Below are 20,271 nucleotides of genomic sequence, written 5' to 3'. Positions count from 1 at the left end.
CGTGTCAGCGCAGGTCGTAGACGCGCTTGTACTTGCCCTCGCTGCGGGGCAGGGCACCCGGCTCCTCCAGCCGCACCGCGACCGTCGACCCGACGAACACCTTGATGCGCTGTGCCAGCACCTTCGCCGCCGCCGCGCACGTGTCCACCGAGAGGTCGGGGTGACGCTCGATGCGCACGGTCAGCGCGTCCATCCGCCCCTCCTTCGTCAGCTCCAGGATGAAGTGCGGGGTCAGCTGCTCGATGCCCAGCACCAGCTCCTCGATCTGCGTCGGGAACAGGTTCACGCCGCGCAGGATGATCATGTCGTCGTTGCGACCCGTCACCTTCTCCATGCGCCGCATGCCCGGCCGCGCGGTGCCCGGCAGCAGGCGCGTGATGTCACGCGTGCGGTAGCGGATCACCGGGAAGGCCTCCTTGGTGAGCGAGGTGAACACGAGCTCGCCGCGTTCCCCGTCGGGGAGCGCCTCGAGCGTGTCGCCGTCGATCACCTCGGGCAGGAAGTGGTCCTCCCACAGGTGCGGCCCGTCCTTGGTCTCCAGGCACTCGTTCCCGACCCCGGGCCCCATCACCTCGCTGAGCCCGAAGATGTCGAGCGCGTCGAGGTCCAGGCGCTGCTCGAGCTCGTGCCGCATCTCGTTCGTCCACGGCTCGGCACCGAGCACCGCCACCTTCAGCGACGTCGACCGGGGGTCGATGCCCTGCGCGGCCATCGCGTCCGCGATCGTGAGCAGGTAACTGGGCGTGCACAGGATGGCGTCCGGCTCGAAGTCGCGGATCAGCTGCACCTGCCGTGCCGTCTGCCCGCCCGACATCGGGATCACCGTGGCACCCAGGGCCTCGATGCCCGCGTGCGCTCCGAGGCCGCCCGTGAACAGGCCGTAGCCGTAGGCGTTGTGCACCTTCATGCCCCGCCGGATGCCGCTGGCCCGCAGCGACCGCGCCACGAGCGAACCCCAGCGGTCGAGGTCGCCCCGGGTGTAGCCGACCACGGTCGGGCGGCCCGTGGTGCCGCTGGAGGCGTGGATGCGGGCGACCTCGTCCATCGGCACCGCGAACATCCCGAACGGGTAGGTCTCGCGCAGGTCGTCCTTCGTCGTGAAGGGCAGGCGGCGCACGTCGTCGAGCGACCGGATGTCGTCGGGGTGCACGCCCGCCTCGTCGAACTTGCGGGTGTAGAGCGGCACGTGCGCGTAGGCGTGGCGCACGGTCCGTTGCAGCCGCTCCAGTTGAAGGGCCTCGAGCTCCGCACGGCTCAGGCGCTCCTCGGGATCGAGTTCCTCGGCGGCGGGCGGGCGGAGGGCGGAAGCGGGGGCGGTCGTCGTCGACACGGGGGCTCCTCGGGTTTCGGCGGGTCAGTGGGTCTGGGGCGTGGTGCGGGAGCGGCCGCGGAACTCGGCGACGGTGTCGCCCTGCTCGTCGACCACGGTGACGTCGTAGATGCCGGAGCGCCCGGTGCGGGTGCGTCGCACGGCCGTGGCCGTGAGGGTCTGCCCGGCGACGGTCGGCTTGAGGAAGGCGATGTCGGCTCCGGCCGCGACCGTGACCCGGTCGTCCTCATTGCAGGCGATCGCGAAGGCCGTGTCGGCGAGCGCGAACACGAACCCGCCGTGGGTGATGCCGAAGCCGTTGGTCATGTCATCGCGCACGCGCATCGAGACGACCGCATGACCGGGGTCGTCGCGCTCGACCGTGAGCCCGAGCATCGCGGACGCGCGGTCGCGCTGCATCATGGCGCGATTGGGCTGCACGGCCTCCGCCGTCTCCGTCGTCACATCCGTCATCGCCGACCTCCTCGTCGCGCTGGGGACGGGACGCCGCGGTCCCGCTCGGCCCATACTAACTGAACGATCGGTCAGTAAGACAGGGCGGGACCGCGGCCCGACGCAGAGCGTGCGTCAGTCGACGGTGAGGGGCGGGGTCAGCGTCGCGTCCTCCACCGTGATCCCGGTGATGACGGCCGCCGGATCAGCGGCGTCGCGGTCCGCGCGGAAGCGAACCACGCCGCCCTCCCTCGTCGCCCACTGATAGAAGTCCTCGCCGGACGAGACGATCTGCAGGAACGTGCCATCGGGGAATGCGGCGACGGCGTCAGCGAGCGGCGCCCCGATGCGCACGCCCTGGGCCGCCGGGAGCAGGTCGCCGTTCGGCTCGACGTCACCGTCCAGGTTCGCGATGCCGGCGGTCACGCCGCTGAGCCGCGCCCCGTCTTCGGTGAAGTGCAGGATGAGCGAGGACTGTCCGTCCGGACTCACCAGGCGCGCGGCCGTGTCCGTCCAGGTGAACTCCTCGGCCGTCGCGCCGGGGACCGCGGCGAGCGCGGCGGCGCGGTCGGCACCGAAGATCAGAGGACCGACGCCCGTCGGCGTCAGCTCCCACGTGCTCCAGTCGGCGGAGGGATCCTGCGCGGACGGCGTCGGCGTGACGGGCGGCTGCGCGGTGAGCTCGTCCACGAGCGCGGTCTTCGCCTCCACCGCACGGTCGCGCAGCAGGAGCGCAGCGGCCTCCGCGTCGAACGCGGAACCGTCCTGTGCCGGCTGCCACGCGTGCACGATCACGTTGCCGACCGCGGCGAACGCGTGGTGTGCACGCCACGGGCTCCCCGAGGAGTCGAGTTCCAGCGTCCCGGCGAAGGCGCGGACACCATCGCCGTCGGGAGCCACGGAGGCCGTGAAGGACCCCGGCCCCTGGGCGTCGAACTGCGCGCAGCTCTCGACCGTCGACACGAGGTCGTCCATCCGAGCGGACGCGTTCTCCTCCGAGGCGAACTGCAGGATCTCCTGCCTTCCGCTGTTCCCGGCGTCTGCGCCATCGACCCACGGCACCGTGCGCGCGCCGACGCTGCGCATCGACGTCTCGCTGATCAGGAGCCTGCAGACGGCCGGAGCGAAGTCGGGACCGCCGCCGTCGGCGTACTGCACGAGCGTGTCCGTGATCGCGGTCGCGGGCGGTGCCCCCGGGAAGAGGCCGGCGACCTCCTGCGGAGTCAGTGCGAACGACTCCAGCTCGTCGCCGACGAAGAGCAGCGGCCCGTCGTACGGCTCCGGCGCCGAGGTCGACGGCGCGGCCGAAGGACTCGACGCGGGCTCGGGAGTCGGTGCGCACGCGGACACCCCCGCGAGCGCCCCCACGAGGACGGCCGCGAGGCCGCCTCGCGCGATCGATCTCTTCACGAACGACATGCTGGACATTCGACCCTCCGGTGGTCTCTCACGCGCCGACGGCGCGTCCCCTGCCGCGAGCGTAGTGGTCCGGCCCACCAAAATACTGGCCAGCCGACCACCGTGACGAGAACGATACGGATCGCATGCCCGCATCGGCATACACCCCCGCCGCGACCGCAGAAGCCCGCGTCGGGCGCCGTCACCCGGCGTGCGTCACGGCCGCCCGCGCCTCGGCCGCCGTGGGGGCACCGGCCGCGGCCTCGGCCATCCGACGGCAGTCCTCGACGGTCACCGCGTCCAGCGCCGCGGCCACCCGGCCGAGCGCACGCGGGGTCATCGACAGGGAGGTCACGCCGAGCCCGACCAGCACGGGAGCGAGGGCCGGATCGCCCCCGGCCTCACCGCACACCCCGACCGGCTTCCCCGCCGCGCGACCCGCCGCGCCCACCATGCCGATCAGGCGCAGGACTGCGGGCTGCCACGGGTCGTTCAGCTCGCCGAGGTCGCTCAGCAGGCGGTCGGCCGCCAGCGTGTACTGGGCGAGGTCGTTCGTCCCGAGGCTCACGAAGTCCACGACCTCGAACAGCTCGGCCGCCAGCAGGGCGGCAGCGGGCGTCTCGATCATGATCCCGACGCGGTCCAGCCCGGCGGCGTGACACCGCTCCGCGAACTCCCGCGCCTCCTCGACGGTCGCGACCATCGGCGCCATCACCTCGACCTCGGCCGACTCCGCATCCGCCGCGCGCGCGAGGGCCCGCAGCTGATCGTCGAGCAGGGCGGGGTTCCGCCGGGCGATGCGCAGTCCGCGCACACCGAGGGCCGGGTTGTCCTCGTGATCGGCGTTCGCGAAGGGCAGCGGCTTGTCGCTGCCCGCATCGAGCGTGCGCACCACCACCTTGCGGCCGGGGAACGCGGCGAGCACTCCGCGATACGCCTCGACCTGCTCGTCGATCGTCGGCGCATCGACACGGCCGAGGAAGCAGAACTCGGTGCGGAACAGGCCGACGCCCTCCGCCTGCGCGGCCGCCGCCGACGCGGCATCGCTCGCACCGCCGACGTTGGCGAGCAGCGGGAGGCGCGTCCCGTCCGCCAGGCGCCCGCGACCGTCGAAGGTCACGACGGTGGACGCTGCGCGCGCGGACGCCACGTCGACCTCATCCGGATCGACCGTGACGGTGCCGCGTTCTCCATCCACCAGCACGGTGGTGCCCTCGGAGATCGCGAGGGCGCCGGCGAGCCCCACCACCGCGGGGAGCCCGAGCGACCGCGCGATGATCGCGGTGTGCGAGGTCGGGCCGCCCTGCTCCGTCACCAGCGCCACGCACCGCCCCCCGTCCAGGGTGGCGGTGTCGGCCGGCGACAGGTCGGTCGCCACCAGCACGAACGGCTCGTCGCGCTCCGGCACACCCGGCAGGTCGACCCGCAGGATCTCCGCGATGATGCGATCGCGCACGTCGCGGATGTCGGCGGCGCGCTCGGCCATCCGGCCGCCGAGCGCGAGGAGGGCCTTCTCGTGCGTCGCGGACGTCTCCCAGACGGCGCGCGCGGCCGTGCGTCCCTGCGCGCGCACGAGCTCCGTCGCCTCCGACACCAGCTCCGGGTCGGACGCGAGGAGCCGGGACGCATCGAGGATCGCGCGGGCCTCGCCGGTCGCCTGAGCCGTGCGCGAGCGCAGCTGGTCGGCCACGGCCACCGCGGCCCACTCGATCGCCGACACCTCGGCCTCGCGCTCGTCCGGCGCGACCACCGTCTCGGCGTCGGGCTCCGGCAGCGGCGGCGCCACGTGCACCACCGGCGCCGCGACCCTCCCCGGGCTCACACCGCGCCCCCGCAGCACGGCCCCGGGCTCGATCGGCACCGGTCCGTCCGCATCGCCGTCCACACCCGCTGCGTCCGCAGCCGAACCCGCTCTCTCCCCGTGGGCGTCGTTCGTCTCCGCGCCGGCGCCACGGCTCCCGGTCTCCGCGGCGGCGGCAACACCCGGGCCGTCCGCCGCGACGGACGCATCCGGACCCCCGACGGTGGCGCGAGCGCCCTCTCCGCCGGCACCGTCCGCGGCTCGGGTGTCGTCGCGCTGTGCGTCCTCCGTGCCCTCGGCGAAGCCGTCGTCGAACAGGGCGACCAGCCGGTCGAGGGCGGCCCCGGCATCGGGACCACGGCCGATCAGCTCGAACTCCGTGCCCTGCCGCGCTCCGAGCGCGAGCAGGCGCGTGAGGCTGCGCGCCGCCGCCTCGATCCCGTCGGGCAGCCGTCGCAGGCGCACGTCCGCGCCACCGGCGGCCTCCGCGATCAGGGCGGCCGGGCGCGCGTGGATGCCCAGCGGGTTGCGCACCCGCACGCGACGCACACTCACGCCCTCCTCATGCGCGCCCGGCTCCGGCGGGTCCGCCGGAGTCCCGCCCGTCGCCGCGGATCCTGACCCGCTCGGCGAGTCCCCCCGCGTCCCTGGCTCCGACTCCGGCACGGTCGCGGACCCGGTCGTCGTACCCGCTCCCACCCCCGTGCTCCCGGCGGCGCCCGCCTCCGCCTCGGGCTCCCCGAGCTGTCCGCTCTTCGCCACCAGCGCTCCGGTCGCCTCCGCGGCCACGGCGTCGAGGTCGGCCCCGGCCGCGGCGGCGACCACCGCGGCGAGCAGCCCCTCCACGAACGGCGCGGGCGCCAGTCGCACCGGCACGTCGCTCGCCCGCAGCTCCAGCGCGAGCTCGGCGCTCAGCACCGCGGACCCGAGGTCCATCAGCACCAGCACCCCGTCGCAGTCCGCGGCGAGCACATCGATCGCGGTCGCGACGGCCACGGCGTCGGTCCCGAGTACCGGGGCACCGTCGGCGTCGACCCCCGCGCCCGCCGCCACCTCGACGCGCACGCCTCCCCCCGGCACCATCTGGAGGGCGAGCTCGAGCGCCGCCTCCCCGAGCCGGGCGCTGTGGGAGACGGCGACGATGCCGATCATCAGGCGCTGTCCGCGATCGCGGCGGCGAGCGTGTCGAACAGGATCGCGGTGGAGGCCGCGCCCGGGTCGAGGTGCCCCGCGCTGCGTTCGCCCAGGTAGCTGGCGCGCCCCTTGCGCGCCACCAGGTCGAGGGTGGCGTCGCGCCCCGCGGCCGCCGCGTCGGCCGCCGCCCGGGCGGCGTCGCCCACCGAGGACCCGTCGGCGAGCGCCGCGTCGAACGCATCGACCGCCGGCGCCATCGCGTCGTACATGGTCTTGTCCCCCGCCTCGGGCTTGCCGCGGGCGACGATGCCCTCGAGTCCGGCACGCAGGGCCGCGGCGAGCGCGGGGCCGTCCAGCTCCGAGACCGCTCCGGCGGACATGCCCATGCGCAGGAAGAAGGTGCCGTACAGCGGGCCGCTCGCTCCGCCCACCGAGCTCACGAGCGTCATGCCGACCGTCTTCAGCAGCTCGTCGACCGTGGCCGGGGTCCCCGCGGCCAGCTTGTCTCCCACGGCCGCGAAGCCGCGGGCCATGTTGGCGCCGTGGTCGGCGTCGCCGATCGCGGAGTCCAGCTCAGTGAGCCAGTCGCGCTGCGCGGTGACCGCGTCGCGGTAGCGGGTGATCCAGTCCGCGAGCTGCGCGGTGCCGACGGCCGCCATCAGGCGCCCCACCGCAGGCCGGGGGTGACCACGGGTGCGTCCCACAGCCGCAGCAGCTCGTCGTCGGCCTTCAGCACCGTGACCGAGCAGCCGGCCATGTCGAGCGAGGTGATGTAGTTGCCGACGAGGTTGCGGGCGATCTGCACGCCCGACTTCTCCAGGATCGCGGCGACCTCGCCGTACATGAGGTAGAGCTCGATGAGCGGGGTCGCACCCATGCCGTTGAGCATCACGATCGCGGGACCGGCCGCGTCGATGTCGCCCAGGATGGGTTCGACGAGCTGGCGGGCGATGTCGGACGCGGGCGCGAGCGGCTCGCGGTGCCGGCCCGGCTCGCCGTGGATGCCGATGCCGATTTCCATCTGGTCGTCCGGGAGGTCGAACGTGGGCTTGCCCGCGGCGGGCACGGTGCAGCTCGTGAGCGCCATGCCCATCGAGCGCCCCTGTCCGTTGATGCGCTTCGCCAGCTCGACGACGGACGCGAGGTCGCGGCCCTCCTCGGCGGCGGCGCCCACGAGCTTCTCCAGCAGCACCGTGAGCCCGACCCCGCGGCGTCCCGCCGTGTACAGCGAGTCCTGCACCGCGACGTCGTCGTCGACCACGACCGTGCCCACCTCGATGCCCTCCATCGACGCGAGCTCAGCGGCCATCTCGAAGTTGAGCACGTCGCCGGTGTAGTTCTTCACGATGTGCAGCACGCCGGCGCCACGGTCGACGGCCTGGGTCGCCACCTGCACGCGGTCGGGGGTGGGCGAGGTGAAGACCTCCCCGGCGACGGCCGCATCGAGCATGCCCGTGCCCACGTAGCCGCCGTGCAGGGGCTCGTGTCCCGACCCGCCACCGGACACGACGGCGACCTTGCCCTGCGCCTTGGGCGTGGCCCGCGTGATGACGTGGTTCTCCAGATCCACCGACAGCTCCGGATGAGCGGCGGCGACGCCCCGCAGGGATTCGACGAGGACGTCTTCCGGGGCGTTGATGAGCTTCTTCATCGTGCGATCTCCTTTGATGCATCGTGCGCTGTCCCGAAAATCCGAAAGGAATTCGTTAATGTCGAATATGCTCGGAGCCTGCCGGCTTGTCAAGATCGTTCAGGCGACCGGCGCGACCGGGTCGACGACGACCGGAAGGAGACGCGGATGATCCAGGCGATCGACCGTGCGGCGAAGATCCTCGACCTGCTGCAGGGGGCGCGCCACCTCGGCATCACCGACCTGTCGAGCGCGCTCGGCCTGCCGCCGTCGACCGTGCACGGCATCGTGAAGTCGCTGCGCGCGCACGGCCTGGTCGCCAAGGAGCGCGGAGGGCAGCGCTACATGCTCGGCCCCACCCTGCTGCGCCTCAGCAACGTGTACCTCGACAGCCTCGACGTGCGGGCGCGGTCCATGCGCTGGACCCAGGAGCTCGCCCGCCGCACGCACCTCTCCGTGCGCCTGGGAGCGCCGCACTTCACCGACGTGCTGGTGATCCATCACAACCTGCGCCCCGACGACAGCCAGCAGATGCTCGAGACCGGTATGGCGATCCCCGCGCACGCCTCCGCGATGGGCAAGGTGCTGCTCGCGTACGACCAGGGGTTCCAGCGGACGGTGTTCGACGCACCGCTGCGCAGCCTCACCGGCGACACGGTCACCGACGTCGCGCGGTTGACGCTGGAGCTGCCCGCGATCGCCGAGCGGGGCATGGCGGGCGAGTTCGACGAGGCCGTGCTCGGTGAGTCGTCGCTCGCGGCGCCCGTCGCCGATGCCTCCGACGCGATCGTCGCCGCGGTCGCCGTGGTCCTGCCGACCTCGCAGACCCCCGCCTCGGACGCCGTCGTGAACGCTCTGCGCGAGACCGCGAGGAACATCTCCCGCGAGCTCGGCGCGACCTCCTGGCCCCCGCGCATCTCCCCCGCCGACGACTGAGCCCGGGGCCCCGGGCTCAGCCGCGCAGGGCGGACATCGCCCCGCGGATCTGTCACCCGCCTGCCTTGCACCAGGGCCACGAGACCGTGAAGTGCTCCAACGACGAGTGCCAGCACGTGCTGAACCCGGTCGGATACGAAGAACTGGAGAAGACCGCGACCCGCATGTCCACTGCCAACCGCGGCCCGTGTGAAGCCCCGGCGGCTGGCGGGCAACACTCTCGCTTAGCGATCCGTGGCTGTGGGCGCGACTATCTGCTCTGCCTCTCTTGTGCGTTCGATCATCGCGGTCGAATGCTCCCGGCGCCGTCGCTGTTCTGCGAACCATCGCCCTATGAGGCCGCGGGAAGCATCGAATGCCCGGCGGTTTATCGCCTGTGCGTCCGCGCGAAGTCCGCCGTACGCCACGAAGAATGCACGCCGAAAGCGCTCGAGTCGCCATCTCTCGGCGAGGTACTGATTGACGTCCTCCCTGAATGCGTAGTCGTCTTCAAGGGTCCCGGCCACCGGATTGAGAGCCGCAGTGGCGCTGGTGCCATCTCCCCACCTATCCAGAAACGGAGGCTCGGTAATCGGAAAGGGCGCATACTTCTCGTTGATGTCCGCGATAACAGCGATGCGATTGAACAGTGCGTCAGCGATCCCACCGCCCGCGTCCCATCCGTCGTACTTATTGACCTGCGCCGTGATGCTGTCGGCGAGGACTTCCACGCGCTCGAAGGCCTCGACCGCACCCTCAACCCACCGGTATCCGAAAACAGGTCGGGCGGTGGGTCCGGGGGCAACCGCTTGGACAGCAGCGCGCAAGCGGTCCATGTTTTCGCCGGCGGGCAACAGCGACGCGGCGCCGCTGCTCGGGAACAGGTGCACCCCACGGAGCGCCAGTTGAGCTACCTCAATTGCGTTCTCCTGCTGCCGACCGACCGCCTCCGCGGCTGCTCGGCGTACAGATCGCTTCTCCGCACACAGCACTGCGGCGGCCACGAGGGCACCAGTTACCACACCGACGATGAGATCCGGCCAGAAAGAAGACATGTCCCACCATCCCGAATCCGACGTAATCGATGCGTGCAACGAGACGAGAGGGCTAAGCCACATGGAAGAACCCAATCACAGAACGGGCGTCGAGCGCCCTCAGCAGTCTTGAAGGTGCAGCTGAAGCACGACGAAGCACGCGATAGGCGAGTCGAAGAAGTTGATGACCGCGAAGAAAGTCGCAGCGCTCGGATCCATGCCTCTGGAAATCCGAACCACTCGCAGCCCGACTCTGCTAACTGGCCGGCAGGCCAATCGTGCATCAAGTCCCGAAGCCGCCAACCCAGAGCATAGATAGTGGGCCAGTCCGCCCAACGAAGCCCCGGTCGCGCCGAGAGGGCCACCGGGGCTTCGATCAGGAGTGATCTATTTCTCCAGGCTGAAGCCGCCTGGCTGCGCCCCGCCGCGCAGATGACGGTACGCAGCTGCCAGATCGCGCAGTGCCGCAGCCTTGGCATTGACGTTCAAATGTTCGGACGTCTTCACCTCCTCGGCCTGCTCCTTGATCGCGTCCATGACCGCCTTGAATGCTTCCTCGTGAGCTATCGCCATGACGCTCCCCCTCTCTCTCTACCCGAGTTCAATGCACGGGTGGCGATTAGCCTAGGGACAGCCGCCGACACCGCGTCGACTGCTAGTCGAGGAAGGACTGCCAATCCTGCGAACTCCATGACCCACTGAACGCTGGCTTCCCGTGAACGCCCCCATACCAGGCGTTCCCGGAACCGCAGAGAGCGCGGGCACGGCAGGAACATCGGAGAGTTCCGGCTTCGACGGGCCGCTCGTCGCGTTCTGCGCGAAGGTCACTACGTGTCCCTTCAGATCCCAGAACTGTCCTTCCTCGAACCAACCAACGTGCTGCCCTCGAAGCGAGTAAACGAGCTCATCAGATACCAGCCAGCCAATCACTCGCCCGTCAAGCGAGCGCAGTCGGTCATCGTCAATCCATCCCACGACACGTCCATTCCGGTCCCAAAGCGTTTCCATGGGTTGAGCCAATCACCGCGGAGCAACGCCGTGCAACGTCCCGCGTCCGATTTATGCATCCCGCACAGCGCGAGAGGCCCGAACCGAGCCCGGGGCCCCGGCGTCAGCCGCGGAGGGCGAGCGCGAACGGGAGCACCGCGGTGGCCCCGGCACGACGGAGGGTGCGCGCGGCGACCGTCATGGTCCAGCGACTGTCGACGAGGTCGTCGACCAGCAGCACGGGGCCCGCTGGCACCTCGAGGTGCGACGCGTCGAAGCGGTCCCACACGCCCGCGAGCCGGAACACGCTGTTCCCTCCCGACTGGCCGGACGGTCCCCCGCCGCGCAGCTCCAGAGCGCCCAGGTACGGCAGTCGCCCGATGTCGGCCAGTCCTCGCGCCAGCGAGTCCACCAGCAGCGGCCGCGACCGCGAGGGCAGGGCGACCACGGCGACGGGCCGCTCCGCCCACCCCCACCCGGCGAGCACGCGCACGCACGCCTGCACCAGCTGCGGGGTCACCGCGGCATCGGGGGCGCCCGCGGCGAAGGTGTCGCGCAGCGCGCCGCCCCAGCCCAGATCGGTGAGCCGCGCCAGCGCACGCCCCTCCTCGGCCTGCTCGTCCGCGGGGATGCGGCCCTTGACGGGCACGTCGAGGCGGTCGGCGCCGGTCGGCCAGGCGCGCCGCGGCTCGATCGGCACGCCCACGCGGTCGAGCGACTCCGCCGCCTGCGCGCTGGCCGTCGACGCCACCTCGGTCGGGAACCAGACGCCCGCGCAGGTGTCGCAGCGACCGCAGGGCGCGGCGGTCTCGTCGTCGAGCGCCCGCTGCAGGAACTCCATGCGGCAGCCGTCGGTCCGCTCGTAGTCGAGCATGTGCTGCTGCTCGGCGACCCGCTCGGCGGCGATGCGCTCGTAGCGCTCGGCGTCGTAGATCCACGGCGCTCCCGTCGCGATCCAGCCGCCCTGCACGCGCCGCACGGCTCCGTCGACGTCGAGCACCTTGAGCAGCAACTCCAGCGGCGTGCGGCGGATGTCGACCCGGGCCTCCAGCGCCGGGGTCGAGATCGGAGCGTCGCCGAGCGCGGCGATCACCCGTTCGGCGCGCTCACGGTCGGGCATCGACGCGGTCGCGAAGTAGTGCCAGATGTCGCGGTCCTCGACCCCGGGCAGCAGCAGCACGTCGGCGTTGTCGCTCGCTCGGCCCGCACGGCCCACCTGCTGGTAGTACGCGACGGGCGACGACGGCGCGCCGAGGTGCACGACGAAGCCGAGGTCGGGCTTGTCGAAGCCCATGCCCAGGGCGCTGGTGGCCACGAGCGCCTTGACCTCGTTGCGCTTGAGCATGCCCTCCGACTCGGCGCGCTCCTCGGCATCGGTCTGCCCGGTATAGGCGCGCACCTCATGCCCGTGCTCACGCAGCAGTCGCGCGGTGTCGACGGCCGCGGCGACCGTGAGCGTGTAGATGATGCCGGAGCCCGGAAGGTCGTCGAGGTGGCTCAGCAGCCAGGCCAGGCGGCTGGCCGAGTCGCGCAGGCGCAGCACGCCGAGCCGCAGCGACGTGCGGGCCAGGGGTCCGCGGATCGTCAGCACCGGCACGGCTCCCGCACCCGCACCCGCACCCGGTGCAGCGGACGCCACAGCCCCACCGGCCTCCCCGGTCGGCAGCGCTCCGAGCTGCTCGGCGACGTCGGCCACGACGCGGCTGTTGGCGGTCGCGGTCGTGGCCAGGACCGGCACGTCGGTCGGGAGCTGGCCGATCAGGTCGCGCAGGCGGCGGTAGTCGGGCCGGAAGTCGTGCCCCCAGTCGCTGATGCAGTGCGCCTCGTCGATGACGAGCATGCCGAGGCGGGCCACGAGCGCGGGCAGCTGCTGCTCGCGGAAGGCGGGGTTGTTGAGCCGCTCGGGCGACACCAGCAGCACGTCGACCTCGTCGCGCGCGAGCCGCCCCTCCACCTCCGCCCACTCGTGCGCGTTCGTGGAGTTGATCGCCACCGCCCGCACGCCCGCGCGCTCGGCGGCCGCGATCTGGTCGCGCATGAGGGCGAGCAGCGGCGACACCAGCACGGTGGGGCCCGCGCCCTGCCGTCGGCGCAGCAGCGTCGCGACGAAGTACACCGCGGACTTGCCCCAGCCGGTGCGCTGCACCACGAGCGCGCGGCGGCGCCCCTCCACCAGGGCCTCGATCGCCTCGTACTGCCCGTCGTGGAAGTCGACGTCGGCGCGCCCGACCAGCTCGGCGAGGGCGGCGCGGGCGGTGTCGCGGGCGGTGTCGGCGGGTGCGGAGGTCATGTCCTCCACTCTGCCGCACACCGCCGACAGCCCGGTCGTCGCGGCCCGCGATCGGGGGACGGCTGCCGCATGGCGTCTAGCGTGGAGGGATGATCACGCGCGAACTCGCCGTCGCCCTGCGCGATGCGGGACTCACCTGGCACCCCGCGGAGGGCGACCGTTTCCAGCTGGACCTCCCCGACGAGGTGGAGCTGGAGGCCGAGGCCGACGTGTTCACCGTGAGCGGGATGACGATCGAGGCGCGGCAGACCCCCAGCGGCACCGACCTGGCGTTCAACGGCACGACCGAGTGGGCGCTCGATGCGGTGACCCTGGCTGATGCGGTGTGGTTGCCCCGCGAGGATCAGCTGCGCGAACTTCTCCGCGGTACGTTCCGCGCCCTCGTCCGGCTGCCAGACACGTTCCGCGTGGAGATCGAGATCGCCGGGGAGCCGCTGACGTTCGAGCACCCCGACCCCGCAGAGGCCTACGGCCGGGCCCTGCTCGCGCTCGTGTCGCGCTCGCTCTGATCCGGCGCCGGTTGAATACCGACGATCGCTGTGTCAGAATTACCTAACGATCGGTCAGTAAAGAAGGCCGGATGGCGAGGAGTCGACGATGACCAGTCCTGCAGACCTGTCCCTCGTGACGGACGAGGCCTCCGCGGAGGAGCGCCTGTTCGAGGAGCTCATCGCGAACGAGCAGCGCATCGAGCCGCGCGACTGGATGCCGGAGGCGTACCGCAAGACGCTCATCCGGCAGATCTCCCAGCACGCGCACTCCGAGATCATCGGCATGCAGCCGGAGGGCAACTGGATCACGCGCGCGCCCAGCCTCAAGCGCAAGGCCATCCTGATGGCGAAGGTGCAGGACGAGGCCGGACACGGGCTCTACCTCTACTCCGCCGCGCAGACCCTCGGCATCACGCGCGACGAGATGATGGACCAGCTCATCTCCGGCAAGGCCAAGTACTCGTCGATCTTCAACTACCCCACCCCCACCTGGGCCGACATGGGGGCGATCGGCTGGCTGGTCGACGGCGCCGCTATCTGCAACCAGGTGCCGCTGTGCCGCGCCTCCTACGGCCCCTACGGCCGGGCGATGGTGCGCATCTGCAAGGAGGAGTCGTTCCACCAGCGGCAGGGCTTCGAGATCCTCCTCACCCTCATGCGCGGCACGGAGGAGCAGCGGCAGATGGCGCAGGACGCCGTGGACCGCTGGTACTGGCCGAGCCTGGCGATGTTCGGCCCGCCCGACGACCAGTCCCCCAACTCCGCACAGTCGATGGCCTGGAAGATCAAGCGCTTCTCCAACGACGAGCTGCGCCAGCGCTTCGTGAGCATGCTCGTGCCCCAGGCCGAGATCCTCGGCGTCACCCTGCCCGACCCCGACCTGCGCTTCGACGAGGAGACCGGCCGCTACGAGATGGGCGAGATCGACTGGGACGAGTTCTTCCAGGTGCTGCGCGGCAACGGACCGTGCAACGCGGAACGGCTGGAGCGCCGCCGCACCGCCCACGAGGAGGGCGCCTGGGTGCGCGAGGCCGCCGCCGAGTACGCCCGCAAGCAGGCCCTCAAGACGAAGGCGGTCGCGTGATGGCCACCCCCGGCGCCGACGAGCGCGAGCCCTGGCCCCTGTGGGAGATCTTCGTGCGCGCGAACCGCGGCCTGAGCCACGTGCACGTCGGCTCGCTGCACGCGCCAGACGCCGACATGGCGATCCGCAACGCCCGCGACCTCTACACCCGGCGCGGCGAGGGCGTGTCGATCTGGGCCGTGCCGGCCGACGCCATCGCCACCAGCGACCCCGACGCCAAGGGCGCCTACTTCGAGAGCCCGGCCGGCAAGAACTACCGGCACGCGGTGTACTACACCGCCTCCGAGGGGGTGCCGCACCTGTGAGCGCGCAGCAGCACGGGCACACCGACGTGCACGGAACCGACGTGCACGGAGACGTCTCGGTCGACGAGCTGCGGCTGAGCGAGGAGCTGGCGGGCGCCGGCACCACCGCGACCAGCGCCGACCTCGCCGAGTACGCGCTCTGGCTGGGCGACGACGCCCTGATCCTGTCGCAGCAGCTCGGCGCGTGGATCTCCCGCGCGCCGGAGCTGGAGGAGGACGTGGCGCTCGGCAACATCGCGCTCGACCTGCTCGGGCATGCCCGCTCGTTCCTGCACTTCGCCGGATCCTGGGACGGCCGCTCCGAGGACGACCTGGCCTACTTCCGCGACGAGCCCGAGTTCCGCAGCGCCTGGATCGTGGAGCAGCCCAACGGCGATTTCGCCCAGACCATCGCGCGGCAGTTCGTCGTGTCGGTGTACCTCGTGGAACTGTACGCCGTTCTGCGCGCGAGCTCGGAGCCCACGTTGGCGGCGATCGCGGAAAAGGCCCTCAAGGAGGTCGACTACCACCGCGACCACGCCGTGCAGTGGGTGCTGCGGCTCGCGGGCGGCACGGACGAGTCTCGCGCGCGGATGATCCGGGCCCTGACCGACGTGTGGCCGTATGTCGACGAGCTGTTCCGCGACGAGCCGCTCATCGATCGACTCGGCGACGCGGCCGTGCGCCCCTCCGCGCTGCGCCCGGGGTTCGACGCGGTCGTGGACACCGTGTTCGCCGAGGCCGACCTCGCCGTCCCCGCGGTGTCGGCGTCGTCGGCGGGCGGCCGCCGCGGCGCTCATGCGACCCCGCTGGGCCACCTCCTCGCCGAGATGCAGGTGCTGGCGCGACGGCACCCGGGGGCGTCGTGGTGACCGGCACAGCGGCCGGGTCGCGGGCCGAGGCGTGGCGGATCGCCGCGGCCGTGCCCGATCCCGAGGTGCCCGTGCTCACGATCGAGGACCTCGGCGTGCTGCGCGCGGTCGAGGTGCACGGCGACACGGTGCGGGTCGACATCACCCCGACGTACAGCGGCTGCCCGGCGATGGACACCATCCGCGACGACGTCGTGCTGGCGCTCACCGCGGCGGGCTGGGCGCAGGTCGAGGTGCGGCTCGTGCTGTCCCCCGCGTGGACCACCGACTGGATGAGCGACGCCGGCGCGCAGAAGCTCCGGGAGTACGGCATCGCCCCGCCCAGCGGCCGCGCCGCGGTGTCGTCGGGGCCCATCCGGCTCGCGCTGAGCGTGCGGTGCCCGCGCTGCGGCTCGCTCGACACCCGTGAGGTGTCGCGCTTCGGCTCGACCTCGTGCAAGGCGCTGTACGAGTGCCGCGCGTGCCTGGAACCCTTCGACCACTTCAAGGTGCACTGATGTCGCTGTTCTCCCCCGCGCGGGCGACGCCGCCCGCGGCCGCCGCACCCGCCTCCCGCGAGCGCACGCGCGCGCGGTTCCACACGCTCGAGGTCGAGGACGTGCGTCCGCTGACCGAGGATTCCGTCGAGGTCACCTTCACGGTGCCGCCCGAGCTCGCCGACGACTACGACCATCTGCCGGGCCAGTATGTGGCGCTGCGCACGACCCTCGACGGCGAGGAGGTGCGGCGTTCGTACTCGCTGTGCCGCGCTCCCGAGCACCGCACCGACGGACGGCCGACGCGCCTGAGCGTGGCGGTCAAGCGCGACGAGGGCGGGCTCTTCTCCACGTGGGCGCAGACGGGTCTGCACCCCGGCTTCCGCATCGACGTGATGAGCCCGCAGGGCACCTTCACCTCGGGGCTCGACGACCTCGACCAGAAGCACGTGGTGGGCATCGCGGCCGGATCGGGCATCACTCCGCTGATGGCTCTCGCGCACACCGTGCTGACGCGGTCGCGGACCTCGCGGTTCACGCTGCTGTTCACGAACCGCTCGACCCTCGACGTGATGTTCCTGGAGGACCTCGCCGACCTGAAGGACCGCTACCCCACCCGGCTCACGCTGCATCACGTGCTGTCGCGCGAGCAGCGCACGGCCCCCGTGCTGTCCGGCCGCCTCGACGAGCCCAAGCTGCGCACGATCCTCGGATCGCTGATCGACCCCTCCGATGTGGACGAGTGGTTCCTGTGCGGGCCGCTCGCGCTCGTCGACCTGTGCCGCGCGGTGCTCGCCGACGTGGGCGTGCCGCGTGAGCACATCCGGTTCGAGCTGTTCACCACGGGTGACGAGCCGGTGCGGGCCGCGCGCCCCGTGACGGTGAGCGCCGGGGAGAAGACGGTGCGCATCGAGGTGAACCTCGACGGCGTCTCCTCGACGGTGGAGAGCCCCGTGGCGGCACGCGAGTCGGTGCTCAACGCGGCCCTGCGGGTGCGCCCCGACGCCCCGTTCGCGTGTGCGGGCGGCGTGTGCGGCACGTGTCGCGCGCGGGTGATCGAGGGCAGCGTCACCATGACGGAGAACTACGCGCTGGAACCCGACGAGCTCGAGCGCGGCTACGTGCTGACGTGCCAGTCCCACCCCACGAGCGACCGCCTGGTCGTCGACTACGACGTCTGATCCGGAGGGCCCCATGATCGACCTCACCGTCGCCGACGACGTCGCCACGGTCGTCCTGAACGCGCCCGCGAAGCTCAACGCCCTCGACGAGACCGCGCTCGACGAGCTCGATGCCGCCTACGACGCCGCGGAGGACGCCGGGGTGCGGGCGCTCGTCCTGCGCGGCGAGGGCAGGGCGTTCTGCGCCGGTCGCGACATCTCGGCGGTCGACCCGCGCGACGACGACGTGCTCGGCTACCTCGGCGGCGCGGTGACCCCGCTGCTGCAGCGCATGGCGCGGTTCCCCGCACCGACGTTCGCGGTCGCGCACGGGGCCTGTCTGGGCGTCGGACTCGGACTGCTGATCGCGACCGACGTGGTGTACGTGGGCGAGTCCGCGAAGATCGGCTCCCCGTTCGCGGCCCTGGGGGCCACGCTCGACTCCGGTGGTCACGCGCTGTTCCTCGACCGGCTCGGCGCGCACAAGACGCTCGACCTCATCTATACCGGGCGCCTGATGAGCGGAACCGAGGCCGTGCAGTCGGGCCTGTTCTCCCGCGTGTTCCCCGACGACGAGGTGGTGTCGGCGACCGCGGAGGCCGCCGCCGCTGCCGCCCGGGGCGCGACGGCAGCGTTCCTGGCGAGCAAGGAGCTCGTGGCGCGGATCCGCGACGAGAGGCTGACGCTGTGGGACGCGGTCGGCATCGAGAACGCGGCGCAGGCCGCCCTGTGCGACACCGACGACTACCGCGAGGGCTTCGCCGCGTTCCAGGAGAAGCGCAGGCCGCAGTTCCGCGGGCGCTGAACGAGCACCCCCGCCCCAGGGCGGGCGGTGTCAAGCTCCATCCGCGGTGTCCGCGGCCGGTGGCATGATGCGGGGATGCTGCTCTCCGAGCTCGTCACCACGACCGAGAAGGTCGCGTCCACCTCGTCGCGCCTCGCCAAGATCGACGCGATCGCCGAGCTGCTGCGCGGTGCGGACGAGGCCGTCGTGCCCGCGCTCGTGGGTCTCCTGCTCGCCTCCCCGCGGCAGGGGCGACTGGGGGTGGGCTGGCGCGGGCTGTCGTCGCTCGACATCGCCCATGCCGCGGAGTCGAGTCTCACGATCGCCGAGGTCGACCACGCGTTCGAGGAGCTGTCCACCGCGTCGGGCGCCGGCTCCGCCGGCGTCCGCAGCGACCTCCTGCGCGCCCTGGCCACGCGGTCCACCGCCGCGGAGTGGGACTTCCTCGCCAGGGCCATGCTGGGCGAGCTGCGCACGGGGGCGCTCGGCGGCGTGCTGCTCGACGCGATCGCCCGGGCGTCCGATCAGCCCATCGCCCTCGTGCGACGCGCGGCGATGCTCTCGGGCGACCTCGGCGAGACCGCCCGTCTGGCGCTGACCGGAGACGAGGGCGCGCTGGAGGAGGTCGGGCTGCGGGTGGGCCGCCCGGTGCTGCCCATGCTGGCGGCGACCGCGGCCACGCCCACCGCCGCGCTCGAGATCACGGGCCGCGCCTCCGTGGAGTACAAGCTCGACGGCGCCCGCATCCAGGTGCACCGGCACGGCGACGACGTGGGCATCTACACCCGCAGCCTCGCCGACGTCACGCACCGCCTGCCCGAGATCGTCGAGATCGTGCGGGCGCTTCCCGCACACGACGTGATCCTCGACGGCGAGACGCTGTCGCTCGACGAAGACGGCGGGCCACGACCGTTCCAGGAGACCATGTCGCGGTTCGGGGCCGACGCCGCGCGCGAACTCGCCCTGCGACCGTGGTTCTTCGACGTGCTGCACCTCGACGGCCGCGACCTGCTCGACGAGCCGCTGTCCGTGCGCCAGGAGGTACTCGCGGCCGTCGCGGGCGACTGGCGCATGCCCGGGATCGTGACGGACGACCCCGAGGCCGCCGAGCAGCTGTCGCGCGAGGCCCTCGCGGCCGGACACGAGGGCGTGGTGGTCAAGGCCGTCGACGCCCCCTACGCCGCCGGCCGCCGCGGCAAGTCCTGGGTCAAGGTGAAGCCCGTCCTCACGTACGACCTGGTCGTGCTCGGGGCCGAGTGGGGCTCCGGCCGACGGCGCGGGTGGCTGTCGAACCTGCACCTCGGCGCCCGCGATCCGGAGGGCGAGTTCGGCGACCCCGGCTCGTTCGTGATGGTGGGCAAGACGTTCAAGGGCCTGACCGACGCGCTGCTGGAGTGGCAGACCGAGGAGTTCCCGGAGCACGAGTCGCATCGCACCGCCTCGACCGTGTTCCTGCGACCGGAGCTGGTGGTGGAGATCGCGATCGACGGCGTGCAACGGTCGCCGCGCTACCCGGGGGGACTGGCGCTGCGGTTCGCCAGGGTCAAGCGCTACCGCGACGACAAGACCCCGGCCGAGGCCGACACGATCCAGACGCTGCGGGCGCTGCTGCGCGGCTGAGTCAGGCGGAGGGCGCGAGGCCCTCGTCCTCCTCGCGCACGGTGCCCTGGAACGACCACGGGAAGTTGATCCACAGATCGGTGTCCTTCCAGGCGTAGTCAGGCTGGATGATCGTGGAGGGCTTGGTGTAGATCGTCACCGACCGCACGTCGGCGCCCCTGTCCTTCAGCAGCTGCACCGCGAGGGCGAGGGTGCGGCCGGAGTCGGCCACATCGTCCACGAGCAGCACACGGCGACCGTCGAGGTACGCCATGTCGAGCTCGGGCGGCAGCACCTCGGGGGCGTCGAGCACCGTGCCGATGCCGGTGTAGAACTCGACGTTGATCGCGCCACAGTTCTTCGCGCCGAGGCCGTAGGCGATGGCACCGGCGGGGAGCAGTCCCCCGCGGGCGATCGCGACGACCACCTCCGGCTCGAAGCCGCTGGCGAGGATGCTCCGCGCCAGGTCGCGCGTCGCCGCGCCGAAGCCGTCCCAGGTGAGCGTCTCGCGCTCGATCGCCGCATCCGTCATCGGTCCATTCTCGCGCATCCGCGAGGCAGGAGCCGCCG

Annotated in this window: 20 protein-coding genes and 1 pseudogene; 9 read left to right on the top strand and 12 right to left on the bottom strand. The window is 72.0% G+C overall.

Features of this window, described 5'->3' with window-relative positions; translation table 11 throughout:
• Nucleotides 1–4 precede the first annotated feature (4 nt).
• The 7 genes and pseudogenes from paaK to dhaK all read right to left on the bottom strand — a co-directional run bounded on the left by paaK (nt 5) and on the right by dhaK (nt 7,746).
• Nucleotides 5–1,330, bottom strand: a complete 1,326-nt coding sequence (paaK, locus tag KZC56_RS10220; RefSeq protein ID WP_247638495.1) for a phenylacetate--CoA ligase PaaK — start codon at nt 1,328–1,330, stop codon at nt 5–7.
• Between the two features lie 24 nt (nt 1,331–1,354).
• On the bottom strand, nt 1,355–1,783 hold the full coding sequence (gene paaI, locus KZC56_RS10215) for a hydroxyphenylacetyl-CoA thioesterase PaaI (protein WP_136032123.1): 429 nt from the start codon (nt 1,781–1,783) through the stop codon (nt 1,355–1,357).
• A 114-nt stretch (nt 1,784–1,897) separates the two neighbouring features.
• Nucleotides 1,898–3,181: a sensor domain-containing protein gene (locus KZC56_RS10210; RefSeq protein WP_136044817.1), complete on the bottom strand. Its 1,284-nt coding sequence runs from the start codon at nt 3,179–3,181 to the stop codon at nt 1,898–1,900.
• 181 nt (nt 3,182–3,362) lie between these two features.
• Nucleotides 3,363–5,015: a phosphoenolpyruvate--protein phosphotransferase gene (ptsP, locus tag KZC56_RS17870; protein WP_372490606.1), complete on the bottom strand. Its 1,653-nt coding sequence runs from the start codon at nt 5,013–5,015 to the stop codon at nt 3,363–3,365.
• 267 nt (nt 5,016–5,282) lie between these two features.
• Nucleotides 5,283–6,113 (bottom strand): annotated as a pseudogene (locus KZC56_RS17865) (HPr family phosphocarrier protein); the annotation flags it as partial.
• Entirely contained in the window at nt 6,113–6,754 is a 642-nt protein-coding gene (dhaL, locus tag KZC56_RS10195) for a dihydroxyacetone kinase subunit DhaL (RefSeq protein ID WP_247638494.1), read from the bottom strand. The gene dhaL and the pseudogene KZC56_RS17865, both read right to left, overlap by 1 nt.
• Nucleotides 6,754–7,746 carry a dihydroxyacetone kinase subunit DhaK gene (gene dhaK, locus KZC56_RS10190; RefSeq protein WP_136030276.1) on the bottom strand — a complete coding sequence of 331 codons (993 nt, stop codon included), beginning with the start codon at nt 7,744–7,746 and terminating at the stop codon, nt 6,754–6,756. The genes dhaL and dhaK overlap by 1 nt, the downstream gene beginning before the upstream one ends.
• 147 nt (nt 7,747–7,893) lie before the next feature.
• Here dhaK and KZC56_RS10185 point away from each other — a divergent pair, with 147 nt between their 5' ends.
• Nucleotides 7,894–8,661 carry an IclR family transcriptional regulator gene (locus tag KZC56_RS10185; RefSeq protein ID WP_136030274.1) on the top strand — a complete coding sequence of 256 codons (768 nt, stop codon included), beginning with the start codon at nt 7,894–7,896 and terminating at the stop codon, nt 8,659–8,661.
• A gap of 224 nt (nt 8,662–8,885) precedes the next feature.
• On the opposite strand, the gene KZC56_RS10180 is transcribed toward KZC56_RS10185, so the two are convergent.
• The 4 genes from KZC56_RS10180 to KZC56_RS10170 all read right to left on the bottom strand — a co-directional run bounded on the left by KZC56_RS10180 (nt 8,886) and on the right by KZC56_RS10170 (nt 12,951).
• Nucleotides 8,886–9,695: a hypothetical protein gene (locus KZC56_RS10180; protein WP_247638493.1), complete on the bottom strand. Its 810-nt coding sequence runs from the start codon at nt 9,693–9,695 to the stop codon at nt 8,886–8,888.
• Nucleotides 9,696–10,061: 366 nt separating this feature from the next.
• Nucleotides 10,062–10,211: a hypothetical protein gene (locus KZC56_RS10175; RefSeq protein ID WP_247638492.1), complete on the bottom strand. Its 150-nt coding sequence runs from the start codon at nt 10,209–10,211 to the stop codon at nt 10,062–10,064.
• 87 nt (nt 10,212–10,298) lie between these two features.
• On the bottom strand, nt 10,299–10,682 hold the full coding sequence (locus tag KZC56_RS17860; RefSeq protein ID WP_372490581.1) for a 4-fold beta flower protein: 384 nt from the start codon (nt 10,680–10,682) through the stop codon (nt 10,299–10,301).
• Nucleotides 10,683–10,785: 103 nt separating this feature from the next.
• Entirely contained in the window at nt 10,786–12,951 is a 2,166-nt protein-coding gene (locus tag KZC56_RS10170) for a RecQ family ATP-dependent DNA helicase (RefSeq protein ID WP_247638491.1), read from the bottom strand.
• Between the two features lie 89 nt (nt 12,952–13,040).
• Between KZC56_RS10170 and KZC56_RS10165 the strand changes: the two genes are divergently transcribed.
• The 8 genes from KZC56_RS10165 to KZC56_RS10130 all read left to right on the top strand — a co-directional run bounded on the left by KZC56_RS10165 (nt 13,041) and on the right by KZC56_RS10130 (nt 19,722).
• Complete coding sequence (locus KZC56_RS10165) at nt 13,041–13,460, top strand: pilus assembly protein CpaE (protein WP_136030270.1); 420 nt, start codon at nt 13,041–13,043, stop codon at nt 13,458–13,460.
• 88 nt (nt 13,461–13,548) lie between these two features.
• Nucleotides 13,549–14,526 carry a 1,2-phenylacetyl-CoA epoxidase subunit PaaA gene (gene paaA / locus KZC56_RS10160; protein ID WP_136030268.1) on the top strand — a complete coding sequence of 326 codons (978 nt, stop codon included), beginning with the start codon at nt 13,549–13,551 and terminating at the stop codon, nt 14,524–14,526.
• A complete protein-coding gene (gene paaB, locus KZC56_RS10155) occupies nt 14,526–14,831 on the top strand; it encodes a 1,2-phenylacetyl-CoA epoxidase subunit PaaB (RefSeq protein ID WP_247638876.1) in 306 nt (101 codons plus the stop codon). The genes paaA and paaB overlap by 1 nt, the downstream gene beginning before the upstream one ends.
• The gene (paaC, locus tag KZC56_RS10150; protein ID WP_247638490.1) at nt 14,828–15,682 is read left to right on the top strand and encodes a 1,2-phenylacetyl-CoA epoxidase subunit PaaC; all 855 of its coding nucleotides are present in this window, start codon (nt 14,828–14,830) and stop codon (nt 15,680–15,682) included. Before paaB ends, paaC begins: the two co-directional genes overlap by 4 nt.
• The gene (gene paaD, locus KZC56_RS10145) at nt 15,679–16,179 is read left to right on the top strand and encodes a 1,2-phenylacetyl-CoA epoxidase subunit PaaD (RefSeq protein ID WP_136035818.1); all 501 of its coding nucleotides are present in this window, start codon (nt 15,679–15,681) and stop codon (nt 16,177–16,179) included. The genes paaC and paaD overlap by 4 nt, the downstream gene beginning before the upstream one ends.
• Nucleotides 16,179–17,339, top strand: coding sequence for a 1,2-phenylacetyl-CoA epoxidase subunit PaaE (gene paaE, locus KZC56_RS10140; RefSeq protein WP_136030008.1), 1,161 nt, complete (start codon nt 16,179–16,181; stop codon nt 17,337–17,339). The genes paaD and paaE overlap by 1 nt, the downstream gene beginning before the upstream one ends.
• Before the next feature lie 13 nt (nt 17,340–17,352).
• On the top strand, nt 17,353–18,123 hold the full coding sequence (locus KZC56_RS10135; RefSeq protein ID WP_247638489.1) for an enoyl-CoA hydratase/isomerase family protein: 771 nt from the start codon (nt 17,353–17,355) through the stop codon (nt 18,121–18,123).
• Between the two features lie 75 nt (nt 18,124–18,198).
• Complete coding sequence (locus KZC56_RS10130; protein WP_136045973.1) at nt 18,199–19,722, top strand: ATP-dependent DNA ligase; 1,524 nt, start codon at nt 18,199–18,201, stop codon at nt 19,720–19,722.
• A 1-nt stretch (nt 19,723) separates the two neighbouring features.
• Here KZC56_RS10130 and KZC56_RS10125 read toward each other — a convergent pair whose 3' ends face one another.
• Nucleotides 19,724–20,233, bottom strand: coding sequence for a phosphoribosyltransferase (locus KZC56_RS10125; protein ID WP_136030014.1), 510 nt, complete (start codon nt 20,231–20,233; stop codon nt 19,724–19,726).
• Between the last annotated feature and the right edge of the window lie 38 nt (nt 20,234–20,271).

The sequence above is a fragment of the Microbacterium sufflavum genome, from assembly GCF_023091155.1.
Taxonomy (GTDB): domain Bacteria; phylum Actinomycetota; class Actinomycetes; order Actinomycetales; family Microbacteriaceae; genus Microbacterium; species Microbacterium sufflavum.
The sequence above is the reverse complement of the archived record's forward strand: the minus strand, read 5'-3'. Positions and strand labels throughout refer to the sequence as shown.

Bases quoted from the DNA above. Each gene is read 5' to 3' on its own strand.
- dhaL (WP_247638494.1), bottom strand. From the start codon at position 6,754: ATGGCGGCCGTCGGCACCGCGCAGCTCGCGGACTGGATCACCCGCTAC.
- dhaK (WP_136030276.1), bottom strand. From the start codon at position 7,746: ATGAAGAAGCTCATCAACGCCCCGGAAGACGTCCTCGTCGAATCCCTG.
- KZC56_RS10135 (WP_247638489.1), top strand. From the start codon at position 17,353: ATGATCGACCTCACCGTCGCCGACGACGTCGCCACGGTCGTCCTGAAC.
- KZC56_RS10180 (WP_247638493.1), bottom strand. From the start codon at position 9,695: ATGTCTTCTTTCTGGCCGGATCTCATCGTCGGTGTGGTAACTGGTGCC.
- KZC56_RS10125 (WP_136030014.1), bottom strand. From the start codon at position 20,233: ATGACGGATGCGGCGATCGAGCGCGAGACGCTCACCTGGGACGGCTTC.
- KZC56_RS17860 (WP_372490581.1), bottom strand. From the start codon at position 10,682: ATGGAAACGCTTTGGGACCGGAATGGACGTGTCGTGGGATGGATTGAC.
- KZC56_RS10185 (WP_136030274.1), top strand. From the start codon at position 7,894: ATGATCCAGGCGATCGACCGTGCGGCGAAGATCCTCGACCTGCTGCAG.
- paaB (WP_247638876.1), top strand. From the start codon at position 14,526: ATGGCCACCCCCGGCGCCGACGAGCGCGAGCCCTGGCCCCTGTGGGAG.
- KZC56_RS10175 (WP_247638492.1), bottom strand. From the start codon at position 10,211: ATGGACGCGATCAAGGAGCAGGCCGAGGAGGTGAAGACGTCCGAACAT.
- KZC56_RS10170 (WP_247638491.1), bottom strand. From the start codon at position 12,951: ATGACCTCCGCACCCGCCGACACCGCCCGCGACACCGCCCGCGCCGCC.
- paaI (WP_136032123.1), bottom strand. From the start codon at position 1,783: ATGACGGATGTGACGACGGAGACGGCGGAGGCCGTGCAGCCCAATCGC.
- paaA (WP_136030268.1), top strand. From the start codon at position 13,549: ATGACCAGTCCTGCAGACCTGTCCCTCGTGACGGACGAGGCCTCCGCG.
- KZC56_RS10130 (WP_136045973.1), top strand. From the start codon at position 18,199: ATGCTGCTCTCCGAGCTCGTCACCACGACCGAGAAGGTCGCGTCCACC.
- paaE (WP_136030008.1), top strand. From the start codon at position 16,179: ATGTCGCTGTTCTCCCCCGCGCGGGCGACGCCGCCCGCGGCCGCCGCA.
- KZC56_RS10210 (WP_136044817.1), bottom strand. From the start codon at position 3,181: ATGTCGTTCGTGAAGAGATCGATCGCGCGAGGCGGCCTCGCGGCCGTC.
- KZC56_RS10165 (WP_136030270.1), top strand. From the start codon at position 13,041: ATGATCACGCGCGAACTCGCCGTCGCCCTGCGCGATGCGGGACTCACC.